The sequence below is a fragment of the Pseudomonas sp. Ost2 genome (assembly GCF_018326065.1).
Lineage (GTDB): Bacteria > Pseudomonadota > Gammaproteobacteria > Pseudomonadales > Pseudomonadaceae > Aquipseudomonas > Aquipseudomonas gingeri.
In genome coordinates, this window is the sequence record NZ_AP021904.1 from 194,112 (window position 1) to 213,915 (window position 19,804).

Annotated in this window: 17 protein-coding genes and 1 tRNA gene; 12 read left to right on the top strand and 6 right to left on the bottom strand. The window is 63.3% G+C overall.

Annotation, left to right across the window (positions count from 1 at the left end; translation table 11 throughout):
- Positions 1-50 precede the first annotated feature (50 nt).
- Positions 51-127: transfer RNA gene (locus KI243_RS00865), tRNA-Arg, on the bottom strand.
- Between the two features lie 253 nt (positions 128-380).
- Between KI243_RS00865 and KI243_RS00870 the strand changes: the two genes are divergently transcribed.
- The 4 genes from KI243_RS00870 (at position 381) to KI243_RS00885 (ending at position 5,259) form a co-directional block, all read left to right on the top strand.
- Positions 381-695, top strand: coding sequence for a RebB family R body protein (locus tag KI243_RS00870; protein WP_212810341.1), 315 nt, complete (start codon positions 381-383; stop codon positions 693-695).
- A 313-nt stretch (positions 696-1,008) separates the two neighbouring features.
- Positions 1,009-2,451: an NADP-dependent succinate-semialdehyde dehydrogenase gene (gene gabD / locus KI243_RS00875; RefSeq protein ID WP_177083741.1), complete on the top strand. Its 1,443-nt coding sequence runs from the start codon at positions 1,009-1,011 to the stop codon at positions 2,449-2,451.
- Between the two features lie 183 nt (positions 2,452-2,634).
- Positions 2,635-3,915 (top strand): 4-aminobutyrate--2-oxoglutarate transaminase, encoded by a 1,281-nt coding sequence (gene gabT, locus KI243_RS00880; RefSeq protein ID WP_177083740.1) that lies wholly within the window; start codon positions 2,635-2,637, stop codon positions 3,913-3,915.
- Between the two features lie 132 nt (positions 3,916-4,047).
- Entirely contained in the window at positions 4,048-5,259 is a 1,212-nt protein-coding gene (locus KI243_RS00885) for a response regulator (RefSeq protein WP_212810342.1), read from the top strand.
- Between the two features lie 19 nt (positions 5,260-5,278).
- Here the strand turns inward: KI243_RS00885 and KI243_RS00890 are convergent, their stop codons facing one another.
- Together KI243_RS00890 and desA are read right to left on the bottom strand one after the other, a co-directional pair.
- Positions 5,279-6,268: a sensor domain-containing diguanylate cyclase gene (locus tag KI243_RS00890; protein ID WP_212810343.1), complete on the bottom strand. Its 990-nt coding sequence runs from the start codon at positions 6,266-6,268 to the stop codon at positions 5,279-5,281.
- 149 nt (positions 6,269-6,417) lie between these two features.
- Positions 6,418-7,602: a delta-9 fatty acid desaturase DesA gene (gene desA, locus KI243_RS00895; RefSeq protein ID WP_017124748.1), complete on the bottom strand. Its 1,185-nt coding sequence runs from the start codon at positions 7,600-7,602 to the stop codon at positions 6,418-6,420.
- A gap of 167 nt (positions 7,603-7,769) precedes the next feature.
- On the opposite strand from desA, the gene dibA reads away from it, so the two are divergent.
- From dibA to KI243_RS00925, 6 genes are all read left to right on the top strand, one after another.
- Positions 7,770-9,689: a phosphodiesterase DibA gene (gene dibA / locus KI243_RS00900; protein WP_212810344.1), complete on the top strand. Its 1,920-nt coding sequence runs from the start codon at positions 7,770-7,772 to the stop codon at positions 9,687-9,689.
- A 288-nt stretch (positions 9,690-9,977) separates the two neighbouring features.
- The gene (gene oscA, locus KI243_RS00905) at positions 9,978-10,160 is read left to right on the top strand and encodes a sulfur starvation response protein OscA (protein WP_007945260.1); all 183 of its coding nucleotides are present in this window, start codon (positions 9,978-9,980) and stop codon (positions 10,158-10,160) included.
- A gap of 158 nt (positions 10,161-10,318) precedes the next feature.
- Positions 10,319-11,329: a sulfate ABC transporter substrate-binding protein gene (locus tag KI243_RS00910; RefSeq protein ID WP_017124746.1), complete on the top strand. Its 1,011-nt coding sequence runs from the start codon at positions 10,319-10,321 to the stop codon at positions 11,327-11,329.
- An 82-nt stretch (positions 11,330-11,411) separates the two neighbouring features.
- Positions 11,412-12,230, top strand: coding sequence for a sulfate ABC transporter permease subunit CysT (gene cysT / locus KI243_RS00915; protein ID WP_017124745.1), 819 nt, complete (start codon positions 11,412-11,414; stop codon positions 12,228-12,230).
- A 12-nt stretch (positions 12,231-12,242) separates the two neighbouring features.
- Entirely contained in the window at positions 12,243-13,115 is an 873-nt protein-coding gene (gene cysW / locus KI243_RS00920) for a sulfate ABC transporter permease subunit CysW (protein WP_017124744.1), read from the top strand.
- 3 nt (positions 13,116-13,118) lie between these two features.
- Positions 13,119-14,108, top strand: a complete 990-nt coding sequence (locus KI243_RS00925; protein WP_017124743.1) for a sulfate ABC transporter ATP-binding protein — start codon at positions 13,119-13,121, stop codon at positions 14,106-14,108.
- 159 nt (positions 14,109-14,267) lie between these two features.
- Here KI243_RS00925 and KI243_RS00930 read toward each other — a convergent pair whose 3' ends face one another.
- Entirely contained in the window at positions 14,268-14,792 is a 525-nt protein-coding gene (locus KI243_RS00930; RefSeq protein WP_212810345.1) for an Mpo1-like protein, read from the bottom strand.
- An 86-nt stretch (positions 14,793-14,878) separates the two neighbouring features.
- Here KI243_RS00930 and KI243_RS00935 point away from each other — a divergent pair, with 86 nt between their 5' ends.
- Positions 14,879-15,565: a Crp/Fnr family transcriptional regulator gene (locus KI243_RS00935; protein WP_017124741.1), complete on the top strand. Its 687-nt coding sequence runs from the start codon at positions 14,879-14,881 to the stop codon at positions 15,563-15,565.
- Positions 15,566-15,860: 295 nt separating this feature from the next.
- Here the strand turns inward: KI243_RS00935 and KI243_RS00940 are convergent, their stop codons facing one another.
- Positions 15,861-16,865 (bottom strand): AraC family transcriptional regulator, encoded by a 1,005-nt coding sequence (locus KI243_RS00940; RefSeq protein WP_017124740.1) that lies wholly within the window; start codon positions 16,863-16,865, stop codon positions 15,861-15,863.
- 96 nt (positions 16,866-16,961) lie between these two features.
- On the opposite strand from KI243_RS00940, the gene KI243_RS00945 reads away from it, so the two are divergent.
- Entirely contained in the window at positions 16,962-18,035 is a 1,074-nt protein-coding gene (locus tag KI243_RS00945; protein WP_042934744.1) for a fatty acid desaturase, read from the top strand.
- A gap of 149 nt (positions 18,036-18,184) precedes the next feature.
- Here the strand turns inward: KI243_RS00945 and KI243_RS00950 are convergent, their stop codons facing one another.
- On the bottom strand, positions 18,185-19,795 hold the full coding sequence (locus tag KI243_RS00950; protein WP_017124737.1) for an arylsulfatase: 1,611 nt from the start codon (positions 19,793-19,795) through the stop codon (positions 18,185-18,187).
- Between the last annotated feature and the right edge of the window lie 9 nt (positions 19,796-19,804).

Here is a 19,804-nt window from a genome sequence, read left to right on the forward strand (position 1 = left end):
CAAAAACAAAAATGCCCCGGATCAACGATCCGGGGCATTTTATTTGCAGATGGTGCACCAGGCGGGATTCGAACCCACGACCCCTGCCTTCGGAGGGCAGTACTCTATCCAGCTGAGCTACTGGTGCTTATGCGGGCGACATCATACCCATGTCGGCTCGGGGCGTCCATTCGGGTTTTGTCGGGAAATTCCCTTTGTGGGGTTTCACTTGCGTACACCCCGGCCTGTCTCGCTCCGCGCAGTCCGTCAGGCAGGCATTGACGCTCCACGGATCCGGGATCACCCTCGGGTGACGCCGGTTGCGCGTGCCGATCCGGCGCCTGGTCTTCGCTTGTCCCCCGAACCCGGCACGTATTCGTACTGACAAAGGAAGTTAAGGTATGGCTACCGTCAATGAGCAAATCACCGATGCCGTGACCCAGAGCAACGTCAAGGTCGTCGGCGAAGCCCCCGCCGCCGCGCTGGGCAATCTCTATCAAACCGCGGCCCACTCCACCGGCATCGTGTTCGAAAACGCCGTCGAGGATCAGCAACAGCAGAACGCTGAAGCCCAGGCCGCCACCAACCAGGGGGTGATGCAGATCTACAGCGAGGATACCGCCTCCAGCGCGCAGGCCACCGAGAAAGTGGCGCAAGGCGGGGGGGCGGACAATCTCACCAGCCTGCTGACGGTGCTCAATTCGTTCAAGTCCTGAGCGACGCTTGCCACTTCGCGATGTCGAACGGCATCGCGAAGCCCCAAGGTCTACGTTGATCAGAAAAACCCCGCAAACGCGGCATTTTCGTTCTTTTTTTCGAACAGACTATTGTCCTTTACCCCCATTGATCCTAGGATTCGTTTGAGATTTCAAACGCTCTTGTCTGGGTGCTGAACCGCACATCCATCTCATGTGCGCTATTTATGTGCTTCGGCCCGGTGAATGAATTTCCTGACGGCAGCCACCAAGGCGCCTTTCTACAATCAATAATTCGCTCCGCGCATGCGCGGTGCTGTTAAGGAAAGCCTACATGCAGCTCAAAGACAGCCAGTTGTTCCGCCAGCAAGCCTTTATCGATGGGGCTTGGGTCGACGCGGACAATGGTCAGACGATCAAGGTCAACAACCCGGCCACGGGCGAAATCCTGGGCACCGTGCCGAAAATGGGCGCTGCCGAAACCCGTCGCGCTATCGAAGCCGCTGACAAGGCCCTGCCGGCCTGGCGTGCCCTGACCGCCAAGGAGCGTTCGAACAAACTGCGTCGCTGGTTCGAACTGATGATCGAGAACCAGGACGACCTGGCTCGCCTGATGACCCTCGAACAAGGCAAGCCATTGGCCGAAGCCAAGGGCGAAATCGTCTATGCCGCGTCGTTCATCGAGTGGTTCGCCGAAGAAGCCAAGCGTGTCTATGGCGATGTGATCCCGGGCCACCAGCCGGACAAGCGCCTGATCGTGATCAAGCAGCCGATCGGCGTGACCGCCGCCATCACCCCGTGGAACTTCCCGGCCGCGATGATCACCCGTAAAGCCGGCCCGGCCCTGGCCGCCGGTTGCACCATGGTGCTCAAGCCCGCTTCGCAGACCCCGTTCTCGGCCTTCGCCCTGGCGGAACTGGCCCAGCGCGCCGGCATTCCGAAAGGCGTGTTCAGCGTGGTGTCCGGCAGCGCCGGCGATATCGGCAGCGAGCTGACCAGCAACCCGATCGTGCGCAAGCTATCCTTCACCGGTTCGACCGAGATCGGTCGCCAGCTGATGGCCGAGTGCGCCAAGGACATCAAGAAAGTCTCCCTGGAGCTGGGCGGCAACGCCCCGTTCATCGTGTTCGACGACGCTGACCTGGACAAGGCCGTCGAAGGCGCGATCATTTCCAAGTACCGCAACAACGGCCAGACCTGCGTCTGCGCCAACCGCCTGTACATCCAGGACGCGGTCTACGACGCGTTCGCCGAGAAGCTGAAAGTGGCCGTCGCCAAGCTCAAGATCGGCAACGGTCTGGAAGAAGGCACCACCACCGGTCCGCTGATCGACGAGAAAGCCGTGGCCAAGGTCCAGGAACATATCGCCGACGCCCTGAGCAAAGGCGCGACCCTGCTGGCCGGCGGCAAGTCCATCGAAGGCAACTTCTTCGAGCCGACCATCCTGGTCAATGTCTCCAAGGATGCCGCCGTGGCCAAGGAAGAAACCTTCGGTCCTCTGGCGCCGCTGTTCCGCTTCAAGGACGAAGCCGAAGTCATCGCGATGTCCAACGACACCGAGTTCGGCCTGGCTTCGTACTTCTATGCCCGTGACCTGGGCCGTGTGTTCCGTGTGGCCGAGGCCCTGGAATACGGCATGGTCGGCGTCAACACCGGGCTGATCTCCAACGAAGTCGCGCCGTTCGGCGGCATCAAGGCGTCGGGCCTGGGCCGTGAAGGCTCCAAGTACGGCATCGAAGACTACCTGGAAATCAAATACCTCTGCCTGGGCATCTGAGCCCGGTCGGGGATCGCTTCAAACACAAGGGGCACGAGAGCGCTGTCCCCTTGTGTGCTTCAAACGGAATTTTCTCTGTGGCCGGGAAAGCTGTGGCAGTCGATCATCGCATGCTGCCGTAGTTGCCTCCCCGCCATGCATTCCTTGAACCACGCCGCCCGATGAGCGGTGAATGAGGACACCATGAGCAAGACCAACGAATCCTTGATGCAACGCCGCCAGGCCGCTGTTCCACGCGGCGTCGGCCAGATCCACCCGATCTTCGCCGAGTCGGCGAAGAATGCCACCGTGACCGACGTCGAAGGTCGTGAGTTCATCGACTTCGCCGGCGGTATCGCCGTGCTGAACACCGGCCACGTGCATCCGAAAATCATCGCCGCCGTGACCGCACAGTTGAACAAGCTGACCCACACCTGCTTCCAGGTCCTGGCCTACGAACCCTACGTAGAACTGTGCGAGAAAGTGAACGCCAAGGTCCCGGGTGATTTCGCCAAGAAAACCCTGCTGGTCACCACCGGTTCCGAAGCGGTCGAGAACGCCGTGAAGATCGCCCGTGCCGCCACCGGCCGTGCCGGCGTGATCGCCTTCACCGGCGCCTACCACGGTCGCACCATGATGACCCTGGGCCTGACCGGCAAAGTCGTGCCTTACTCGGCCGGCATGGGCCTGATGCCAGGCGGCATCTTCCGCGCGCTGTACCCGAACGAGCTGCACGGCGTGAGCATCGACGACTCCATCGCCAGCATCGAGCGCATCTTCAAGAACGACGCCGAGCCCCGTGATATCGCCGCGATCATCATCGAGCCGGTACAGGGCGAAGGCGGTTTCTACGTCGCGCCAAAAGAATTCATGAAGCGCCTGCGCGCCCTGTGCGACCAGCACGGCATCCTGCTGATCGCCGACGAAGTGCAGACCGGCGCCGGTCGTACCGGGACCTTCTTCGCCATGGAACAGATGGGCGTCGCGGCCGACCTGACCACCTTCGCCAAGTCCATCGCCGGTGGTTTCCCGCTGGCCGGTGTCTGCGGCAAGGCCGAATACATGGACGCCATCGCTCCAGGCGGCCTGGGCGGCACCTACGCCGGTAGCCCGATCGCTTGTGCCGCGGCCCTTGCCGTGATGGAAGTGTTCGAGGAAGAGCATCTGCTGGATCGCTGCAAAGCGGTCGGCGAGCGCCTGGTAACCGGTCTGAAGGCGATTCAGGCCAAATACCCGGTGATCGGCGAAGTGCGTGCCCTGGGCGCGATGATCGCGGTCGAGCTGTTCGAAGGCGGCGACAGCCACAAGCCGAACGCGGCCGCTGTGGCCCAGGTCGTGGCCAAGGCCCGTGACAAGGGGCTGATCCTGCTGTCCTGCGGCACCTACGGCAACGTCCTGCGCGTGCTGGTCCCGCTGACCTCGCCGGATGAGCAACTGGACAAAGGCCTGGCGATCATCGAAGAGTGCTTCGCCGAACTCGCTTGAGTTGTGACGCGATAGACAAAAAGACCCGCTTCGGCGGGTTTTTTTGTGTCAAGGAAAGGCAATGGTGGCGTTTAGCTGTATGCCTGGGCCAGCATTGACTAAGGTGCTAGGAATGCCCTCGGAGAGTGCTTGATGACTGCTGTGGATTTACCCGCTGTACCCCGTGTGTTGATTGCCGAGGCGGATCCTTGGTCACGGGACCTGCTCAAGCAGGTGTTGTTGAACGTGCGTTGCGACGCCCGCCTGACGCTGTGTGCCGACGGCCAGGAAGCCTTGCAGTTGCTCAACGACCAACCCTTCGACCTGGTGATCGCCGACTGGGAGCTGCCCGGTATCGACGGCTTGAGTCTGCTCTACGGTATGCGCCAGAAGAAACGCCGTCCGCTGTTGCCGTTCATCCTGCTGAGTTCGCGCAGCGACAGCGCCAGCGTGCGTGAAGCCGTGGCGCTGCAACCGACGGCCTACCTGACCAAACCCCTGAACATGGAAAGCCTGACCCAGCGCCTGCAGGATCTGCTGCTGGATGGCGGGCAGAGTGTGTCCTGCGAGATTCCGGCCCTGGCGCCGGGCATGGACCTGAAAACCTTCCTCGAACGCCGTCGCGAAGAATCCGAGGGCGCACCGCTGATGGCCGATGTGCAGGTCGCGGTCAAACGCAGCCTCAATCCCAATGGCCTCGACCTGAAGGTACTGGAGCAGGAAATCCGCACCGACCCGCAGATCACCGCGGTGCTGATCGCCGCCGCCAACAGTGCGGCGCAGCATCATGGCAGCACGGTGCAGACCCTGGCCCAGGCCCTGCACCGCCTGGGCGCGGCGCAAAGCATGAACCTGATCCTTGGCCTGAGCCTCAAGCGCAGCGCCAGGCTCAGCGATGCCGCGCTGGCCGACTACGCCGAGCGCTACTGGGAGTTGTCGCTGCATACCGCCGAATACGGCCGGACCCTGGCGCGCCTGCTCGACCTCGACCAGGAGCGCTGTTACTGCGCGGGCCTGCTGCACCGCCTGGGCGACCTGGCGCTGCTGCGCTGCATGCAGGAATGGCAACAGGCGGGTGGTGAGCTGGATGACGAACTGATCGGCGAGTCGCTCTACGCATTCGGTGCCGGCTACGGTTCCGCGTTGCGCACACGCTGGCGTCTGCCGCTGGAGCTGCGGGAGCTGATCGCGGCGGTCTATCAGCTCGGTGGCGGGGTGTATTCCCGCGAGGCCCTGGTGATGAACCTGTCGGCCCAGCTGGCGCGCCTGACGCCCAACGAGGGCGTCGAGGAGCTGGCGAAGAGCCGCACGGCGCGACTACTGCGGATCGGCTTGCCGGAGTTGATGCGGCTGCGCAAGAACTGAGAGCCGAAACCCCGGCTCTTCACGCCAACACGATCTGATTCTTGCCCTGGCGCTTGGCCTGGTACATCGCGCCGTCTGCGCGGGCGAAGAGGCTGTCGAGTAGCTCGTCCTCGGGGGTCAGGCTGGTCAGGCCCTGGCTGACGGTGATGCCGAACTGTTCGCCGTCATGGCTGAACGCCAGGCGCTGGATCTCCCGTTGCAGGCGCTCGGCAATCTGTCGTGCCATGTCCGGCGCGCAGCCGGGCAGCAGCGCGGCGAATTCTTCGCCGCCGATACGGCCGAACAGATCGCCGCTGCGCAATGCCGAACGGCCTGTCTCGGCGATTTTCTGCAGGACCACGTCACCTTCCGGGTGCCCGTAGGTGTCATTGATCAGCTTGAAGTCATCGATATCCAGCAGCAGGAAGGCCAGCGGCGAGTCCTGCAGGCGGGCTTGCTCGAACTCGCGGTGGGCGCATTCGAAGAAATGCCGGCGGTTGCTGCTGCGGGTCAGCACGTCGGTGGTCGCCAGGCGCTGCAATTCGTCTTCCAGGGCTTTCTTTTCGGTGATGTCTTCGGCGATGCCGACCACGATCACCCGCTGCCCCGGCTCGGCATGGCGGCTGATGAAACATTTGTCGCTGAGCCAGCGGATCTCGCCGTCGGCGCTGATGATGCGGTACTCGCGATCTTCCACCGCGCCCTTTTCCAGCACTTCGGCCAGGCTGCGCTCGGCGTAGTCGAGGTCGTCGGGGTAGATGCTGTCGCGCCACTCGTTGTAGTCGGCCAGCAGCAGGCCGGCGGAACGGCCGAAGATGCGTTCGTAGGCCGGGCTGACATAGAGCATCTGCCGGGCTTCCCAGTCGAAAGCCCACAACACGGCGTTGACGCTCACCAGCAGCGAGCTGAACAGCTGTTCGCGTTCGCTCAGGCGTGCGACTTCACCTTGCGCGTGCATCAGGGCGAGCAGGGTTTCAGCGGCTTCGGGCCACTGTTGGAAGGAAGGCGGTCTCGGATTTTTATTGACCATCGGCACACATCTCACAGGGTGTGTCACGTTCGTATCAGGCGTGGCGACACCGACAACCCGCCGGGATGGCGAAGTGCATTTTGAGATAAGGGAATGGCCGCTAAGTTCCGAACGGCGCGCCTCGGGGCGAGGCGCGCCGATCAACGGTGTCAGGCGACGGATGGACGCAGCGAGTAGGTTTTCAGCTGGTTGGCGAACTCACGCAGCGACTGGATGCCGCTGGCCTCGGCTTCGTGGACCCAGTCCTTGATCGCCGCGAGCATGTCGTGGCCATTCGAGCTGGTCTTGACCCAGATCTGTTGCAGGGCCAGGCGTTTCTCGTAAATTACCTTGAGCGCCTGGCTGTGTGCCAGCATGGTTTCGATGCGCACCTGGTGTTTGTCGCTGAGCAGGCTGGTTTCCCGCGACAGCAGGCGCTTGGCCCGGTGGAACTGGTGGCGGACCGAATGATCGACCTTGGCCAGCTCCTGTTTCACCAGCGGGGCGATCACCAGCTTGCGGTACTGGGCCATGATCTGGAAGCGGTTGTTGAGGATCGCCATGGCGGTGTCCATGTCCAGGTGACCCTTGCCTTCGACCCGGTGGGCGATGGGCGCGACGCGTTGCACCCTGGCCAGGCGCAGGAAGCTGAAGACCTTGATCCACGCCCAGCCCAGGTCGAATTCCCATTTCTTGACCGAGAGCTTGGCCGAGTTGGGGTAGGTGTGGTGGTTGTTGTGCAGTTCTTCGCCGCCGATCAGGATGCCCCAGGGCACCAGGTTGGTGGCCGCGTCACGGCATTCGAAGTTGCGATAGCCGACCGCGTGGCCTAGGCCGTTGATCACGCCGGCGGCCCAGAACGGGATCCACATCATCTGGATCGCCCAGATGGTGATGCCGATGGCGCCGAACAGCAGCAGGTCGATCACCGCCATCAGGCTGATGCCGAGCATCTTGTAGCGCGAGTAGAGGTTGCGTTCGAGCCAGTCTTCCGGGCAGTTCTTGCCGTAGATGCGCAGGGTCTCGGCATTGCCGGCCTCGGCGCGGTACAGCTCGGCGCCGGTGCGCAGGACGGTGGACAGGCCGAGGATCACCGGGCTGTGGGGATCGTCGACGGTTTCACATTTTGCGTGATGTTTACGGTGGATGGCGGTCCACTCGCGGGTATTCTGGGCCGTGGTCAGCCACAGCCAGAAACGGAAGAAGTGCTTGAGGCCGGCATTCAGCTCCAGGGAGCGATGGGCCGAGTAGCGGTGCAGATAGACCGTGACGCCGACAATGGTCACGTGGGTCATCAACAGAGTGACCGCCACCAGTTGCCAGGCTGACAGGTCAAGGAAGCCGTTGTACCACATAGGCTGTATGGCCCTCGATAAAGTAAAGAACAGCCAGCGCATTATCACCGAGCCACCAGAGAAAACCAGTCGCTGTTTCAGATAAGAGTGGCCGGATGTTTCTTACTCTATAATTCCGGCCGATTTGTAGGGCAATTTGGCATTTCTAGAGGGAATTAGCATCGTTTATGGCAACTTCATACCGCAATGCTCTGAAGGCGGGCGTGTTGTATCTGCTGCTGTCGATCCTCTGGATCCAGCTCAGCCAACAGCTGTTGAGCAGTTTTTTCGATGAGCCCGAGCAATTGGCCCACTGGCAGATCATTCGCGGTTACCTGTGGGTCAGCGTCAGCACGGTGCTGATTTTCCTGATCCATGCCCGTTACCAGCGTTTTGCCCATGCCGCCGCCGAGCGCGACTCCACGGCCGGCGACCGGGAACGCCTGCGCCAGGCCGCCGCGGTCTTCGACTGTACCCGCGAGGGCGTGCTGGTCACCGACAGGGACGGTCTGATCGTCCACGTCAACCGGGCGTTCGTCGCCATTACCGGTTACCAGGAAGCCGAGGTGCTGGGGGAACGGCCGAACCTGTTCAAGTCCGGCCGGCATTCGGGGGACTTCTACCAGAAGGTCTACCAGGCGCTGGAAGGGAGCGGCGAGTGGAGCGGCGAGATCTGGAACCGGCGCAAGAGCGGCGAGATCTACCCGCAATGGCAGACGATCCGCGCGATCCGCGACGACCAGGGCCAGCTCAGCCACTATGTCGCGGTATTTTCCGACATCAGTGCGATCAAGGATTCCCAGTACGAATTGAGCCAGCTGGCGCACTACGACCCGCTGACCGGCCTGCCCAATCGCCTGCTGTTCTCCGACCGCGCCGCCCAGGCGCTGGCGTCGGCGCAGGTGCACAAGCGCGGCTGTGCCTTGCTGCTGATCGACCTCGACCATTTCAAGATCATCAATGACAGCCTGGGCCACAATATCGGCGACCAGTTGCTCAAGGCGGTGGGCGAGCGCCTGCAAGGCCTGTTCGGCGGCGGCATCACCCTGGCGCGGCTGGGCGGCGACGAATTCGCGGTACTGGCCGAGAACTGCCCGCAGGTGGTCCAGGCGGCGGCCCTGGCCCAGCGGGTGATCGAGGGCCTGAAGGAGCCGTTCCAGCTCGACGAGCACCAGCTGTTCATCAACGCCAGCATCGGCATCAGCCTGTTTCCCAGCGATGCGTTGAACGCCGAACAGTTGCTGCGCAATGCCGACTCGGCCCTGTTCAAGGCCAAGAGTGCCGGACGGGAAGGCTACGCCCTGTACACCGAGGAACTGACGGCCCACGCCCAGCACCGGGTGGAAATGGCCAGCGAGTTGCGTCGGGCCCTGGAGCAGGACGAGCTGCGGGTCTATTACCAGCCGGTGCACGAGCTCGGCAGCAGCCGGCTGATCGGGGTCGAGGCCCTGGTGCGCTGGGAGCACCCGCAGCGCGGGCTGGTGTCGCCCGGCGAGTTCATTCCGATTGCCGAGCGCACCGGGCTGATCGCCGAGATCGATGCCTGGGTCATGGAGCAGGCCTGCCGGCAGATGTGCCAGTGGCTGCGCGAGGGGGTGGCGCTGTCGTTTATCGCGGTCAACGTTTCCAGCCGGCTGTTTGCCCGTCGCGAGCTGTACCAGCAGGTGGCGAAGGTGCTGGACGACACCGGCCTGGACCCGGCGCTGCTGGAGCTGGAAGTCACGGAGAGCGCGGTGATGGAGGACCCCGAGGTGGCGCTGGAGCAGTTGCATCGCCTGCGCGAGCTGGGGGTGAGCCTGGCGATCGACGATTTCGGCACCGGTTACTCTTCGTTGCTGCGGCTCAAGCGCCTGCCGGTGCAGAAACTCAAGATCGACCAGGGCTTTGTCGCCGGCTTGCCGTGGGACGAGGACGATGCGGCGATTGTCCGCGTGGTCATCGCCCTGGCGCAGAGCATGGGTATGCAGGTGCATGCCGAGGGCATCGAACAGCAGGAACAGGCGCGGTTCCTGCTCGACCAGGGTTGCGATCTGGGGCAGGGCTACTGGTTCGGTCGACCGATGCCGGCCAGGCAGCTGGATTGGCTGCGGGCGCCGGCAATCGCCTGACCGCTTGGGTGCTGCGTCGTCTGTCCGGACGTCATCGCCAGCAAGCCGGCTCCCACGGGGCAGTGGTGTCTGCCACAGGTGCCGTGTGCGAGACCATTTCCGGTAGGAGCCGGCTTGCTGGCGATCCGACGCGCAGCGGCGGCCATTCCCGAATCCTCTGATAAAGTTTTGGTTATATTAAAATTCTTAAATAGTATTTTTAAGAATAACTTCGCCTGTCTAATATTGCCTCCACGCCATAAGCAGTCCCGCCACTGCCGGGGCAACCCTTATTTCAGGAGCACGACCATGAGCGCATCTCTGCGTAGCGTTGACGGCCAGGACGAAGCAACCATCCTGCGTGAGATCCAGAGCGCCTTGCGCGACCTGCGTTTTGGTGCGGTGGAAATCACCGTCCATAACGCTCAGGTGGTACAGATCGAACGCAAGGAAAAGTTCCGTCTGCAAAACCCCAGCAACAAACCCAGCTGAATCCCGCATCACCCTCTGAGTTCGTCAGAGGCCCGACTGGTCAACCGGAGGGCGTCATTCATGCCCCCCAGAAAAAACTGCAGCGTTCAAGCACGAATGCGGGCTTGAAGCGCCATAAGAAAAAGCCAACACACCAAAAAATTTTCGGGAGCTTCACCATGTCGTCGATTCGCCGTTACGCCCTGGCCGCGCTCGCCAGTGCCGTGTTTGCCGGTTCCGCTGTTGCCAAGGATTATGAACTGCTCAACGTGTCCTACGATCCGACCCGTGAGCTGTACCAGGACTACAACGCCGAGTTCACCAGCTTCTGGAAGCAGGCTCATCCCGGCGACAACGTGAAGATCCAGCAATCCCACGGTGGTTCCGGCAAGCAGGGCCGTGCCGTGATCGACGGCCTGCGTGCCGACGTGGTGACCCTGGCCCTGGCCGGCGACATCGACGAAATCGCCAAGCTCGGCAAGACCCTGCCCGAGGACTGGCAGAAGCGCCTGCCGGACGCCAGCACCCCCTACACCTCGACCATTGTGTTCCTGGTGCGCAAGGGTAATCCCAAGGGCATCAAGGACTGGAACGACCTGATCAAGAAAGACGTCTCGGTCATCACCCCGAATCCGAAAACCTCCGGCGGCGCCCGCTGGAACTTCCTCGCCGCCTGGGCCTACGGCCTGAAAGCCGGCGGCAGCGAAGCCAAGGCCCAGGAATACGTGAAAGAACTGTTCAAGCACGTGCCGATCCTCGACACCGGTGCTCGCGGCTCGACCATCACCTTCGTCAACAACGGTCAGGGCGACGTGTTGCTGGCCTGGGAAAACGAAGCATTCCTGGCCCTCAAGGAAGACGGCGGCGCCGACAAGTTCGATATCGTCGTGCCTTCCCTGTCGATCCTCGCCGAACCGCCGGTGGCCGTGGTCGACAAGAACGCCGAGAAGAAAGGCAATACCGAGATCGCCACCGAGTACCTCAAGCACCTGTACAGCCCGGCCGGCCAGGAAATCGCCGCGAAGAACTTCTACCGTCCACGTGACGAGAAGGTCGCCGCCAAGTACGAGAAGCAATTCCCGAAACTTGACCTGGTGACCATCGACAAGGACTTTGGCGGCTGGAAATCGGCGCAACCGAAATTCTTCAATGACGGTGGCGTGTTCGACCAGATCTACCAGGCCCAGTAACTGAAACGGTAACCTACAGTAAGCCAAGCTCGGAGCCCCGGATTTCATTCGGGGCTTTTGTGCGTCACAACCAAGGACTTTTATGTCACGTCGTATCTCCCCCGTCATACCCGGCTTCGGGCTGACGCTGGGCTACACCTTGGTGTACCTCAGCCTGATTGTGCTCATACCGCTGGCGGCGATGTTCGTGCACGCCGCCCAACTCACCTGGGAGCAGTTCTGGGCGATCATTTCGGCGCCCCGGGTGGTCGCGGCCCTGAAGCTGAGCTTCGGCACCGCGCTGTATGCGGCAATCATCAACGGCATTATCGGTACGTTGCTGGCCTGGGTGCTGGTGCGCTACACCTTCCCGGGACGCAAGATCATCGATGCGATGATCGACCTGCCGTTCGCCCTGCCCACCGCCGTCGCCGGCATCGCCCTGACCGCGCTGTACACGCCGACCGGCCTGGTCGGGCAGTTCGCCGCCGACCTGGGCTTCAAGATCGCCTACACCCCGCTGGGCATCACCCTGGCACTGACCTTCGTGACCCTGCCGTTCGTGGTTCGCACGGTGCAGCCGGTGCTCGCCGACATTCCCCGTGAAGTCGAGGAAGCCGCGGCCTGCCTGGGCGCCAAGCCCTTGCAGGTGTTCCGCCACATCCTCGTCCCGGCGCTGCTGCCCGCCTGGCTGACGGGCTTCGCCCTGGCCTTTGCCCGTGGCGTCGGCGAGTACGGCTCGGTGATCTTCATCGCCGGCAACATGCCGATGAAGACCGAGATCCTGCCGCTGCTGATCATGGTCAAGCTCGACCAGTACGACTACACCGGCGCGACCTCCATCGGCGTGATGATGCTGGTGGTTTCCTTTGTCCTGTTGCTGCTGATCAACTTGCTGCAGCGGCGTATCGAAACCCCATAAGGAGGCGCGAACATGTCCCAATCGTCCATAAGCGCCGCTTCCTCGGCCAACGCTGCCCGCCGCGGCAGTGCCGTCTCGCGACAGCTCCTGATCGGCCTCGGCTGGCTGATCTTCGCGCTGTTCCTGCTGTTGCCGCTGTTTATCGTGGTGTCCCAGGGCCTCAAGCTCGGCCTCGGCGCGTTCTTCACCGCGATCTTCGAGCCGGACGCACTGTCGGCGCTGAAATTGACGGTGATCGCCGTGCTGATCTCGGTGCCGCTGAACCTGGTGTTCGGCGTCAGCGCCGCCTGGTGCGTGAGCAAGTACAGCTTTCGCGGCAAGAGCATGCTGGTCACGCTGATCGACCTGCCGTTCTCGGTCTCGCCGGTGATCGCCGGTCTCGTCTACGTGCTGATGTTCGGCGCCCAGGGCCTGTTCGGCCCCTGGCTGGCGGACCACGATATCCAGATCGTCTTCGCCTTGCCGGGCATCGTCCTGGCGACGATCTTCGTCACCGTGCCCTTCGTCGCCCGTGAACTGATCCCGCTGATGCAGGAGCAGGGCACCCAGGAAGAAGAGGCGGCGCGACTGCTGGGCGCCAACGGCTGGCAGATGTTCTGGCATGTCACCGTGCCGAACATCAAGTGGGGCCTGATCTACGGCGTGGTGCTCTGCACGGCGCGGGCGATGGGCGAGTTTGGCGCGGTGTCGGTGGTTTCCGGGCACATTCGCGGGGTGACCAACACCCTGCCGCTGCACGTCGAGATCCTCTACAACGAATACAACCACGTGGCCGCGTTCGCCGTGGCGAGCCTGTTGCTGATCCTGGCGCTCTTCATCCTGCTGCTCAAGCAGTGGAGCGAAAACCGAATCAACCGCCTGCGCGCCAGCGCCGCGGAGGAATAAGTCATGTCGATCGAAGTCCGTAATGTCAGCAAGAACTTCAACGCCTTCAAGGCCCTGAACAGCATCAACCTGGACATCCAGAGCGGCGAGCTGGTGGCGTTGCTCGGCCCGTCCGGCTGCGGCAAGACCACCCTGCTGCGGATCATCGCCGGTCTGGAAACCCCGGATGACGGCAGCATCGTGTTCCACGGCGAAGACGTGTCCGGTCACGACGTGCGCGATCGCAACGTCGGTTTCGTGTTCCAGCACTACGCGCTGTTCCGCCATATGACCGTGTTCGACAACGTTGCCTTCGGCCTGCGCATGAAGCCGAAGAACCAGCGTCCGAGCGAAAGCCAGATCGCGACCAAGGTCCATGAACTGCTGAACATGGTGCAGCTGGACTGGCTGTCCGACCGTTATCCGGAACAGCTGTCCGGCGGCCAGCGCCAGCGCATTGCCCTGGCCCGGGCCCTGGCGGTGGAACCCAAGGTGCTGCTGCTGGACGAGCCGTTCGGGGCCCTGGATGCCAAGGTGCGCAAGGAGCTGCGGCGCTGGCTGGCGCGCCTGCATGAAGATATCAACCTGACCTCGGTGTTCGTGACCCACGACCAGGAAGAAGCGATGGAAGTCGCCGACCGCATTGTGGTGATGAACAAGGGCGTGATCGAGCAGATCGGCTCACCGGGCGAGGTCTACGAGAATCCGGCCAGCGATTTCGTCTACCACTTCCTCGGCGACTCCAACCGCCTGCACCTGGGGGAGGACAACCATGTGCTGTTCCGTCCCCACGAGGTGTCGTTGTCGCGTCACGAACTGGAAGACCACCATGCGGCCGAAGTGCGCGATATCCGTCCGCTGGGCGCGACCACTCGGGTGACGCTGAAGGTCGAGGGCCAGAGCGAACTGATCGAGGCTGAAGTGGTGAAGGACCACGACAGCCTGATCGGCCTGGCGCGGGGTGAGACGCTGTTCTTCAAACCCAAGGTCTGGCAGAAACTGGCCAATATCTGAAGCTGGCGGCGCTTGTGCTGGTCTGACTCGTCGGAATGCTGCCCAGACCAAGCCCGCTCCCACAGGTTCTCGTTCGTCCACAAGACTCAGGTACGACGCGGACAGTGTGGGAGCGGGCTTGCCCGCGAAGAGACCGAAGAGGCCCTTTCAGGCCCCCCCTCAAACGGCCGCCCGCTTCTCCCGCAACTGCACCACCCCCGCCCGCGCTTCGATCTCATGCTTGAGCGCCTTGCGCAGTCCCAGCAGGAACGCCAGTTCCGCCACCACGAACAGCGGTCCGACGATCAATCCGCTCAGGTCGTCGACAAACGCCGGCTTGCGCCCTTCGTAGTAATGCCCGACGAACTGGATCGCCCAGCCGAGCACGAACAGGCCGACGCCGCTGCTCAACCAGACCATCGTGCTCTGTGCGGCCAGTATCTGGCCTAGCCAAACGGATAGGCCGAGCAGCACCGTCATCAGCAGTCCGAGGGCCACTTCCAGGCGCAGGTAGAACCACGCCGAGACCACCGCCAAAAGTACCGCCGGGGTCAGCCAGAGCCCGGCCACCGGCCATCCTGGCCGTGACAGCAAGACGGCGACGGCGACCACGATCAGCGGAATCCCGATGAAGTGACTGGCGATATTGCGCGGATCACGGTGGTATGCCGCGTATTGACTGAGATGCTCGACGAGGTTTTTCATTGTTATTCCTCCTGTGGGGTGATGGGATCATGCCCCAACCGGAAAATTTGCACTGTCGGCTAGACGACAATCGTTTTGGAGATCTCATGGACGTATCTGCCTGGCGCTCGCGCCTGCTGACGGGCCACTGGTTCAGCAATCTGCCTGCACACTTGCAGGATAGCTTGCTGGCCGCGGCCAAGGGGCGGCGCCTGACGCCGGGTCAGCGCCTGTTCAAGCGCGGCGATCCGCCGTGCGGCCTGTATGCGGTTCTCGAAGGTTCGGTACGGGTTGGTGCCGTCAGCGAAAAAGGCAAGGAAGCGCTGCTCAGCCTGATCGAACTGCCGTACTGGTTCGGCGAGATTTCCCTGTTCGACGGCCTGCCCCGGACCCACGATGCCTATGCCGTTGGCCATACGATTCTTCTGCAAGTGCCGCAGAGTGTCCTGCTGGAACTGCTGGAAGAGCACCCGGAATACTGGCGGCAGTTCGCGTTGCTGATGAGCCAGAAGCTGCGCCTGACCTTTATCGGCCTGGAGCAGTTGAGCCTGATGCCAGCCCCGGCGCGCCTGGCGCATCGGCTGTTGCAGATCGCCGAAGGCTACGGCGAGCTCAATCACTCGCGGCAACTGATCCCGTTGGCCCAGGACCAACTGGCGTCGATGCTGTCGCTATCACGCCAGACCACCAACCAGATTCTCCAGGGCCTGCAGGACGAGGGCATCGTCCACCTCAACTACGGGGAAATCGAGATTCTCGACCTGGAACGCCTGCGGGCGGCGGCCAGCAACTGACCGGCTCCTACAAGTTGCCGGTCGTGCACAGGCGTCATGTACGCCCCGAACCGTGGGAGCCGGCTTGCTGGCGATACCATCGCAGCGGTGTGTCTGATAAACCGAGGTGCTCGGATCGCCAGCAAGCCGGCTCCTACAAGCTATCGGTCGTGCACAGGCTTTGTGTACGCCCCGAACCGTGGGAGCCGGCTTGCTGGCGATAGCATCGCAGCGGAGTGTCTGATGGACCGAGATGCTTGGATCGCCAGCAAGCCGGCTCCTACAGCGTCCCGTGTGTTCGTTCCTTCAGGGGCCTTCAGCGCAGTCCGTCGCGGAACTGCCCCGGGGTGATGCCGGTCCAGCGCTTGAACGCCCGGCTGAAGCTGCTGGTGTCGGCAAAACCGAGCAGGTAGCTGACCTCGCTCAATGAGCACTGCGGGTCGCGCAGATGCAGCAGCGCCAGGTTTTCCCGGCATTCGTTGAGCAGCGTGTCGTAGCGGCAACCCTCGTCGGCCAGGTGCCGTTGCAGGCTGCGCAGGCTCAGGTGCAGGGCCTGGGCGATGCGTTCGGCCGACGGTTCGCCTTCCGGCAACTGCGCCTCGATGGCCTGGCGTACCTTGCGCTCCCAGGTCAGCGGCTTGAGTTGTGCCAGGGTGCGATTGAGCACCGCTTCGTTGTGCTCGGCCAGTTCCGGGTTGGCGTCGTCCAGATGGCTGTCGAAGTCGGCGCAGGCGAACTCCAGGCGATCTTCCGCGGCGGCGAAGAACACCGGCGCGCGGAACACCGTGTGCCAGGGTTTCGGATCGGCCGGCTCGGGCCGCCGCAAGTACACCGCCAGCGGCGCGTATTCGCGGCCCAGGCGGTTGCGGCAGGTGCGCACGTAGATCGCGGCGAAGGCGTCGATGGCCTCTGGCGCCGGTGCCGGGCTGTCCTTGGGCACCTGCAGGCGAAAACGGTAGCGCTCGCCCTCGCGGCTCAGTTCCAGCTCGAGGGCATCGCTGACCACCTGGTGATAGCGCACGATCCGTTCGAACACCTCGCGCAGGCTGCCACTGGCGACCAGGGCATAACCGAGGGCGTGGAAGGTGGTCGGGCTGACGAAACGCGAGACCCGCAGGCCGATCGCCGGGTCGCCGCTGGCCGTCACCGCCAGTTGCCACAGGCGCGTGGTGGCCGACAACGGGTAGCGGGCGTTGGGATCGTCCATCAACTGCGGGTCGAGCCCGGCCTCGCGGCACAGGGCGGCGCTGTCGAGGCCGAGGGCGTCGAGCTGCTTGCGCAGGGCGCGGGTCCAGCTGGAAAGCGAAGTCGGTTCGGGCATGTTGGCGCATCCGGTCAACAGGTTGGCGTTCGCGGCTACTACGTTGGGCGACGGCGCGGCGCAGGATGCGAACATCAATAACCAGAGGATGGAATCATGGATGGTGTTTGCGCAAGTCCCGAGCGCCTGAATGCACAACAACGCAGCGCGCATATTCGTGAAGTGGTCATGGCCCGGGGCGTCGAACTGCGCCGGCGCTACCCGCTGCTGAACCACCAGGACGCCCTTGGCGCGGGCATCCTGGCCTTTGCCCTGGCCGGCATGGTCGGCTCGGCGGCGCTCTACATGGAGGGTTACCTGGCCTGGTGGGCATGCCTGTTGCTGAACGCGTTCCTGGCCTCACTGACCCATGAGCTGGAGCACGACCTGATCCACAGCATGTACTTCCGCAAGCAGCGGCTGCCCCACAATCTGATGCTGGCGCTGGTCTGGCTGGCGCGGCCGAGCACCATCAACCCGTGGGTCCGCCGGCACCTGCACCTCAACCACCACAAGGTGTCCGGCACCGAGGCCGACATGGAAGAGCGGGCGATCACCAATGGCGAGCCCTGGGGACTGGCGCGGCTGCTGATGGTGGGCGACAACATGATGTCGGCGCTGATCCGCATGTCCCGGGCGAAGACCTGGGCCCATCGGCGCAGCATTCTCAAGCGGGTGTTCCTGGTCTATGCACCGCTGGCCTTGCTGCACTGGGGGGCCTGGTATGTATTCCTCGGCTTCCACGGCGCCAATGGCCTCGCCGGCCTGCTGGGAGCGTCGATCGACTGGTCGGCCGATACCCTGGCGGTGATGCGGGTGATCGATATCGCGGTGGTGGTGCTGATCGGGCCGAACGTATTGCGCACCTTCTGCCTGCATTTCATCAGCTCGAACATGCACTACTACGGCGACGTCGAGCCGGGCAACGTGATCCAGCAGACCCAGGTGCTCAATCCCTGGTGGCTGTGGCCGTTGCAGGCGTTCTGCTTCAATTTCGGCAGCACCCATGGGATTCATCATTTTGTGGTCAAGGAGCCCTTCTATATCCGCCAGATGACCGCGCCGGTGGCGCACAGGGTGATGGCCGAGATGGGCGTGCGCTTCAACGATTTCGGCACGTTCGGCCGGGCGAACCGGTTTGCCGCGCAGGAACGGCGGAGCCCGCAGGCGGCGCGTACGGCACAGGGGTAGGCAACGCCGATCGTCCCCACGCTCGGCGTGGAAATGCAGCCCGTGATGCTCTGCGCCACAAAAAGCGGACGCAGAGCGTCCAGTGAGGCGTTCCCACGCGGAGCGTGGGAACGATCATCGGGCGGGCTCCTGGAGGTTTTGCTCTTGTCTCAATCCGGCTGGAACGGCGACGCACTGAGGATCACCCCGGTTTCCTCGACATAGCGCTGCCAATGCCCGATCAGGGCGTCGAGCTTGTCCGGCAGGGCCTGGGCCAGGTCATGAATTTCCCCGGGGTCGACGCTCAGGTCATACAGTTGCCAGGTCGCCGGCCCCACGGGGCCGGGGATATACACCGCCTTCCAGTGTCCCTGGCGAATCGCCCGCCGGCCGAACAGCTCCCAGCCGGTGACCGTGTGTTCGTCATGCACCTGCGCCGTCTCGCCCGAGAGGAAGCCCAGCCACGACTTGCCGCGCAACGGCGCCACGTCCTTGCCGCGCCAGCGCTTGCCCGGATGGCGCACGCCGGCCAGGTCGAGAATGGTCGGGGTGATATCCATCACCGTCGAAAAGCCATGGCTGATCTGCCCCGGCCGGGTCAGCGCCGGATAGTGCAGCAGCGCCGGCACGCGGATCCCGCCTTCGGTGGTAAAGGCCTTGAACAGCCGGGACGGCGCCGTCGCCGCCTGGGCCCAGGCCGGGCCGTACCAGACGTAGGAATTGGCCCGGCCGATATTCGCCAGGCTGTTGTCGTAGTGCTGGTTCAGGTAGCTCAGCAGTTCCGGGCCGAACTTGGGAAAGGCCTCCAGCAGCGCACCCTCGGCGCCGTTATCGGACATGAACAGGATAAAGGTGTTGTCCAGCAGGCCCTGGTTGCGCAGGTAATTCACCACCCGGCCGATATTCCAGTCCATCCGCTCGACCATCGCCGCATAGACCTCCATGGCCCGTGCGGACACCTGGCGCTGTTCCTCGCTCAGGGCCGCCCATTCGGTGTTCAGGCCCAGCAGCGGATGCGGCTCCACCTCCGTGTCGATCAGCCCCAGTTGCCTGAGCTTTTCCAGGCGTTCCAGGCGCAGCACCTCTGGCCCGGCGTCATAGCGGCCCTTGTACCGGGCGACCACTTCGGCCGGTGCCTGCAACGGCCAGTGCGGCGCGGAAAACGGCAGGTAGGCGAAGAACGGCCGGGTCTGGTCGCGCTCCTTGAGGTATTGCAGCAGCTTGTCGCCAAAGGCGTCGGAGGAATAGAAGTCCTCTGGCAGTTGCTCGACGAAACGGTCGTCCTCGATGTACAGCGCCGGAGTCGACTTGAGCAGTCCCGGCGTGCGGTCGTCGTAGCTCGGCTCGAAGCCGTAATGGTTGGCGGCGCCGGGCAACAGCGAGAAAGAACGCTCGAAACCACGGGCATGGGGCGCCAGCTCGGCGGTCAGGCCCAGGTGCCATTTGCCGCTCATCAGGGTCTGGTAGCCGGCGTCGCGCAGCAGTTCGGGCAAGGCCACCACGCGGTCGTTGAGATAGCCCTCGTAGCCCGGCTTGCCGATCAGCTCCGGGGTCAGCGCCTCGGCCATGGTGCCGATCCCGGCGATATGGTGATCGGTGCCGGTCAGCAGCATCGAACGGGTCGGCGAACAGGTCGGTGCGGTGTGAAAATCGGTCAGGCGCAGGCCGCCATGGGCCAGTGCGTCGAGGTTCGGCGTGGCGATCTCGCCGCCGAAGGCACCGATATCGGAGAAGCCGAGGTCGTCGGCCAGGATCACCAGGAAATTCGGGCGTTGCGCCATGTCGGGGTT

Coding starts and splice junctions, on each gene's coding strand:
- KI243_RS00870 (WP_212810341.1), top strand. CDS start 381: ATGGCTACCGTCAATGAGCAAATCACCGATGCCGTGACCCAGAGCAAC.
- gabD (WP_177083741.1), top strand. CDS start 1,009: ATGCAGCTCAAAGACAGCCAGTTGTTCCGCCAGCAAGCCTTTATCGAT.
- gabT (WP_177083740.1), top strand. CDS start 2,635: ATGAGCAAGACCAACGAATCCTTGATGCAACGCCGCCAGGCCGCTGTT.
- KI243_RS00885 (WP_212810342.1), top strand. CDS start 4,048: ATGACTGCTGTGGATTTACCCGCTGTACCCCGTGTGTTGATTGCCGAG.
- KI243_RS00890 (WP_212810343.1), bottom strand. CDS start 6,268: ATGGTCAATAAAAATCCGAGACCGCCTTCCTTCCAACAGTGGCCCGAA.
- desA (WP_017124748.1), bottom strand. CDS start 7,602: ATGTGGTACAACGGCTTCCTTGACCTGTCAGCCTGGCAACTGGTGGCG.
- dibA (WP_212810344.1), top strand. CDS start 7,770: ATGGCAACTTCATACCGCAATGCTCTGAAGGCGGGCGTGTTGTATCTG.
- oscA (WP_007945260.1), top strand. CDS start 9,978: ATGAGCGCATCTCTGCGTAGCGTTGACGGCCAGGACGAAGCAACCATC.
- KI243_RS00910 (WP_017124746.1), top strand. CDS start 10,319: ATGTCGTCGATTCGCCGTTACGCCCTGGCCGCGCTCGCCAGTGCCGTG.
- cysT (WP_017124745.1), top strand. CDS start 11,412: ATGTCACGTCGTATCTCCCCCGTCATACCCGGCTTCGGGCTGACGCTG.
- cysW (WP_017124744.1), top strand. CDS start 12,243: ATGTCCCAATCGTCCATAAGCGCCGCTTCCTCGGCCAACGCTGCCCGC.
- KI243_RS00925 (WP_017124743.1), top strand. CDS start 13,119: ATGTCGATCGAAGTCCGTAATGTCAGCAAGAACTTCAACGCCTTCAAG.
- KI243_RS00930 (WP_212810345.1), bottom strand. CDS start 14,792: ATGAAAAACCTCGTCGAGCATCTCAGTCAATACGCGGCATACCACCGT.
- KI243_RS00935 (WP_017124741.1), top strand. CDS start 14,879: ATGGACGTATCTGCCTGGCGCTCGCGCCTGCTGACGGGCCACTGGTTC.
- KI243_RS00940 (WP_017124740.1), bottom strand. CDS start 16,865: ATGCCCGAACCGACTTCGCTTTCCAGCTGGACCCGCGCCCTGCGCAAG.
- KI243_RS00945 (WP_042934744.1), top strand. CDS start 16,962: ATGGATGGTGTTTGCGCAAGTCCCGAGCGCCTGAATGCACAACAACGC.
- KI243_RS00950 (WP_017124737.1), bottom strand. CDS start 19,795: ATGGCGCAACGCCCGAATTTCCTGGTGATCCTGGCCGACGACCTCGGC.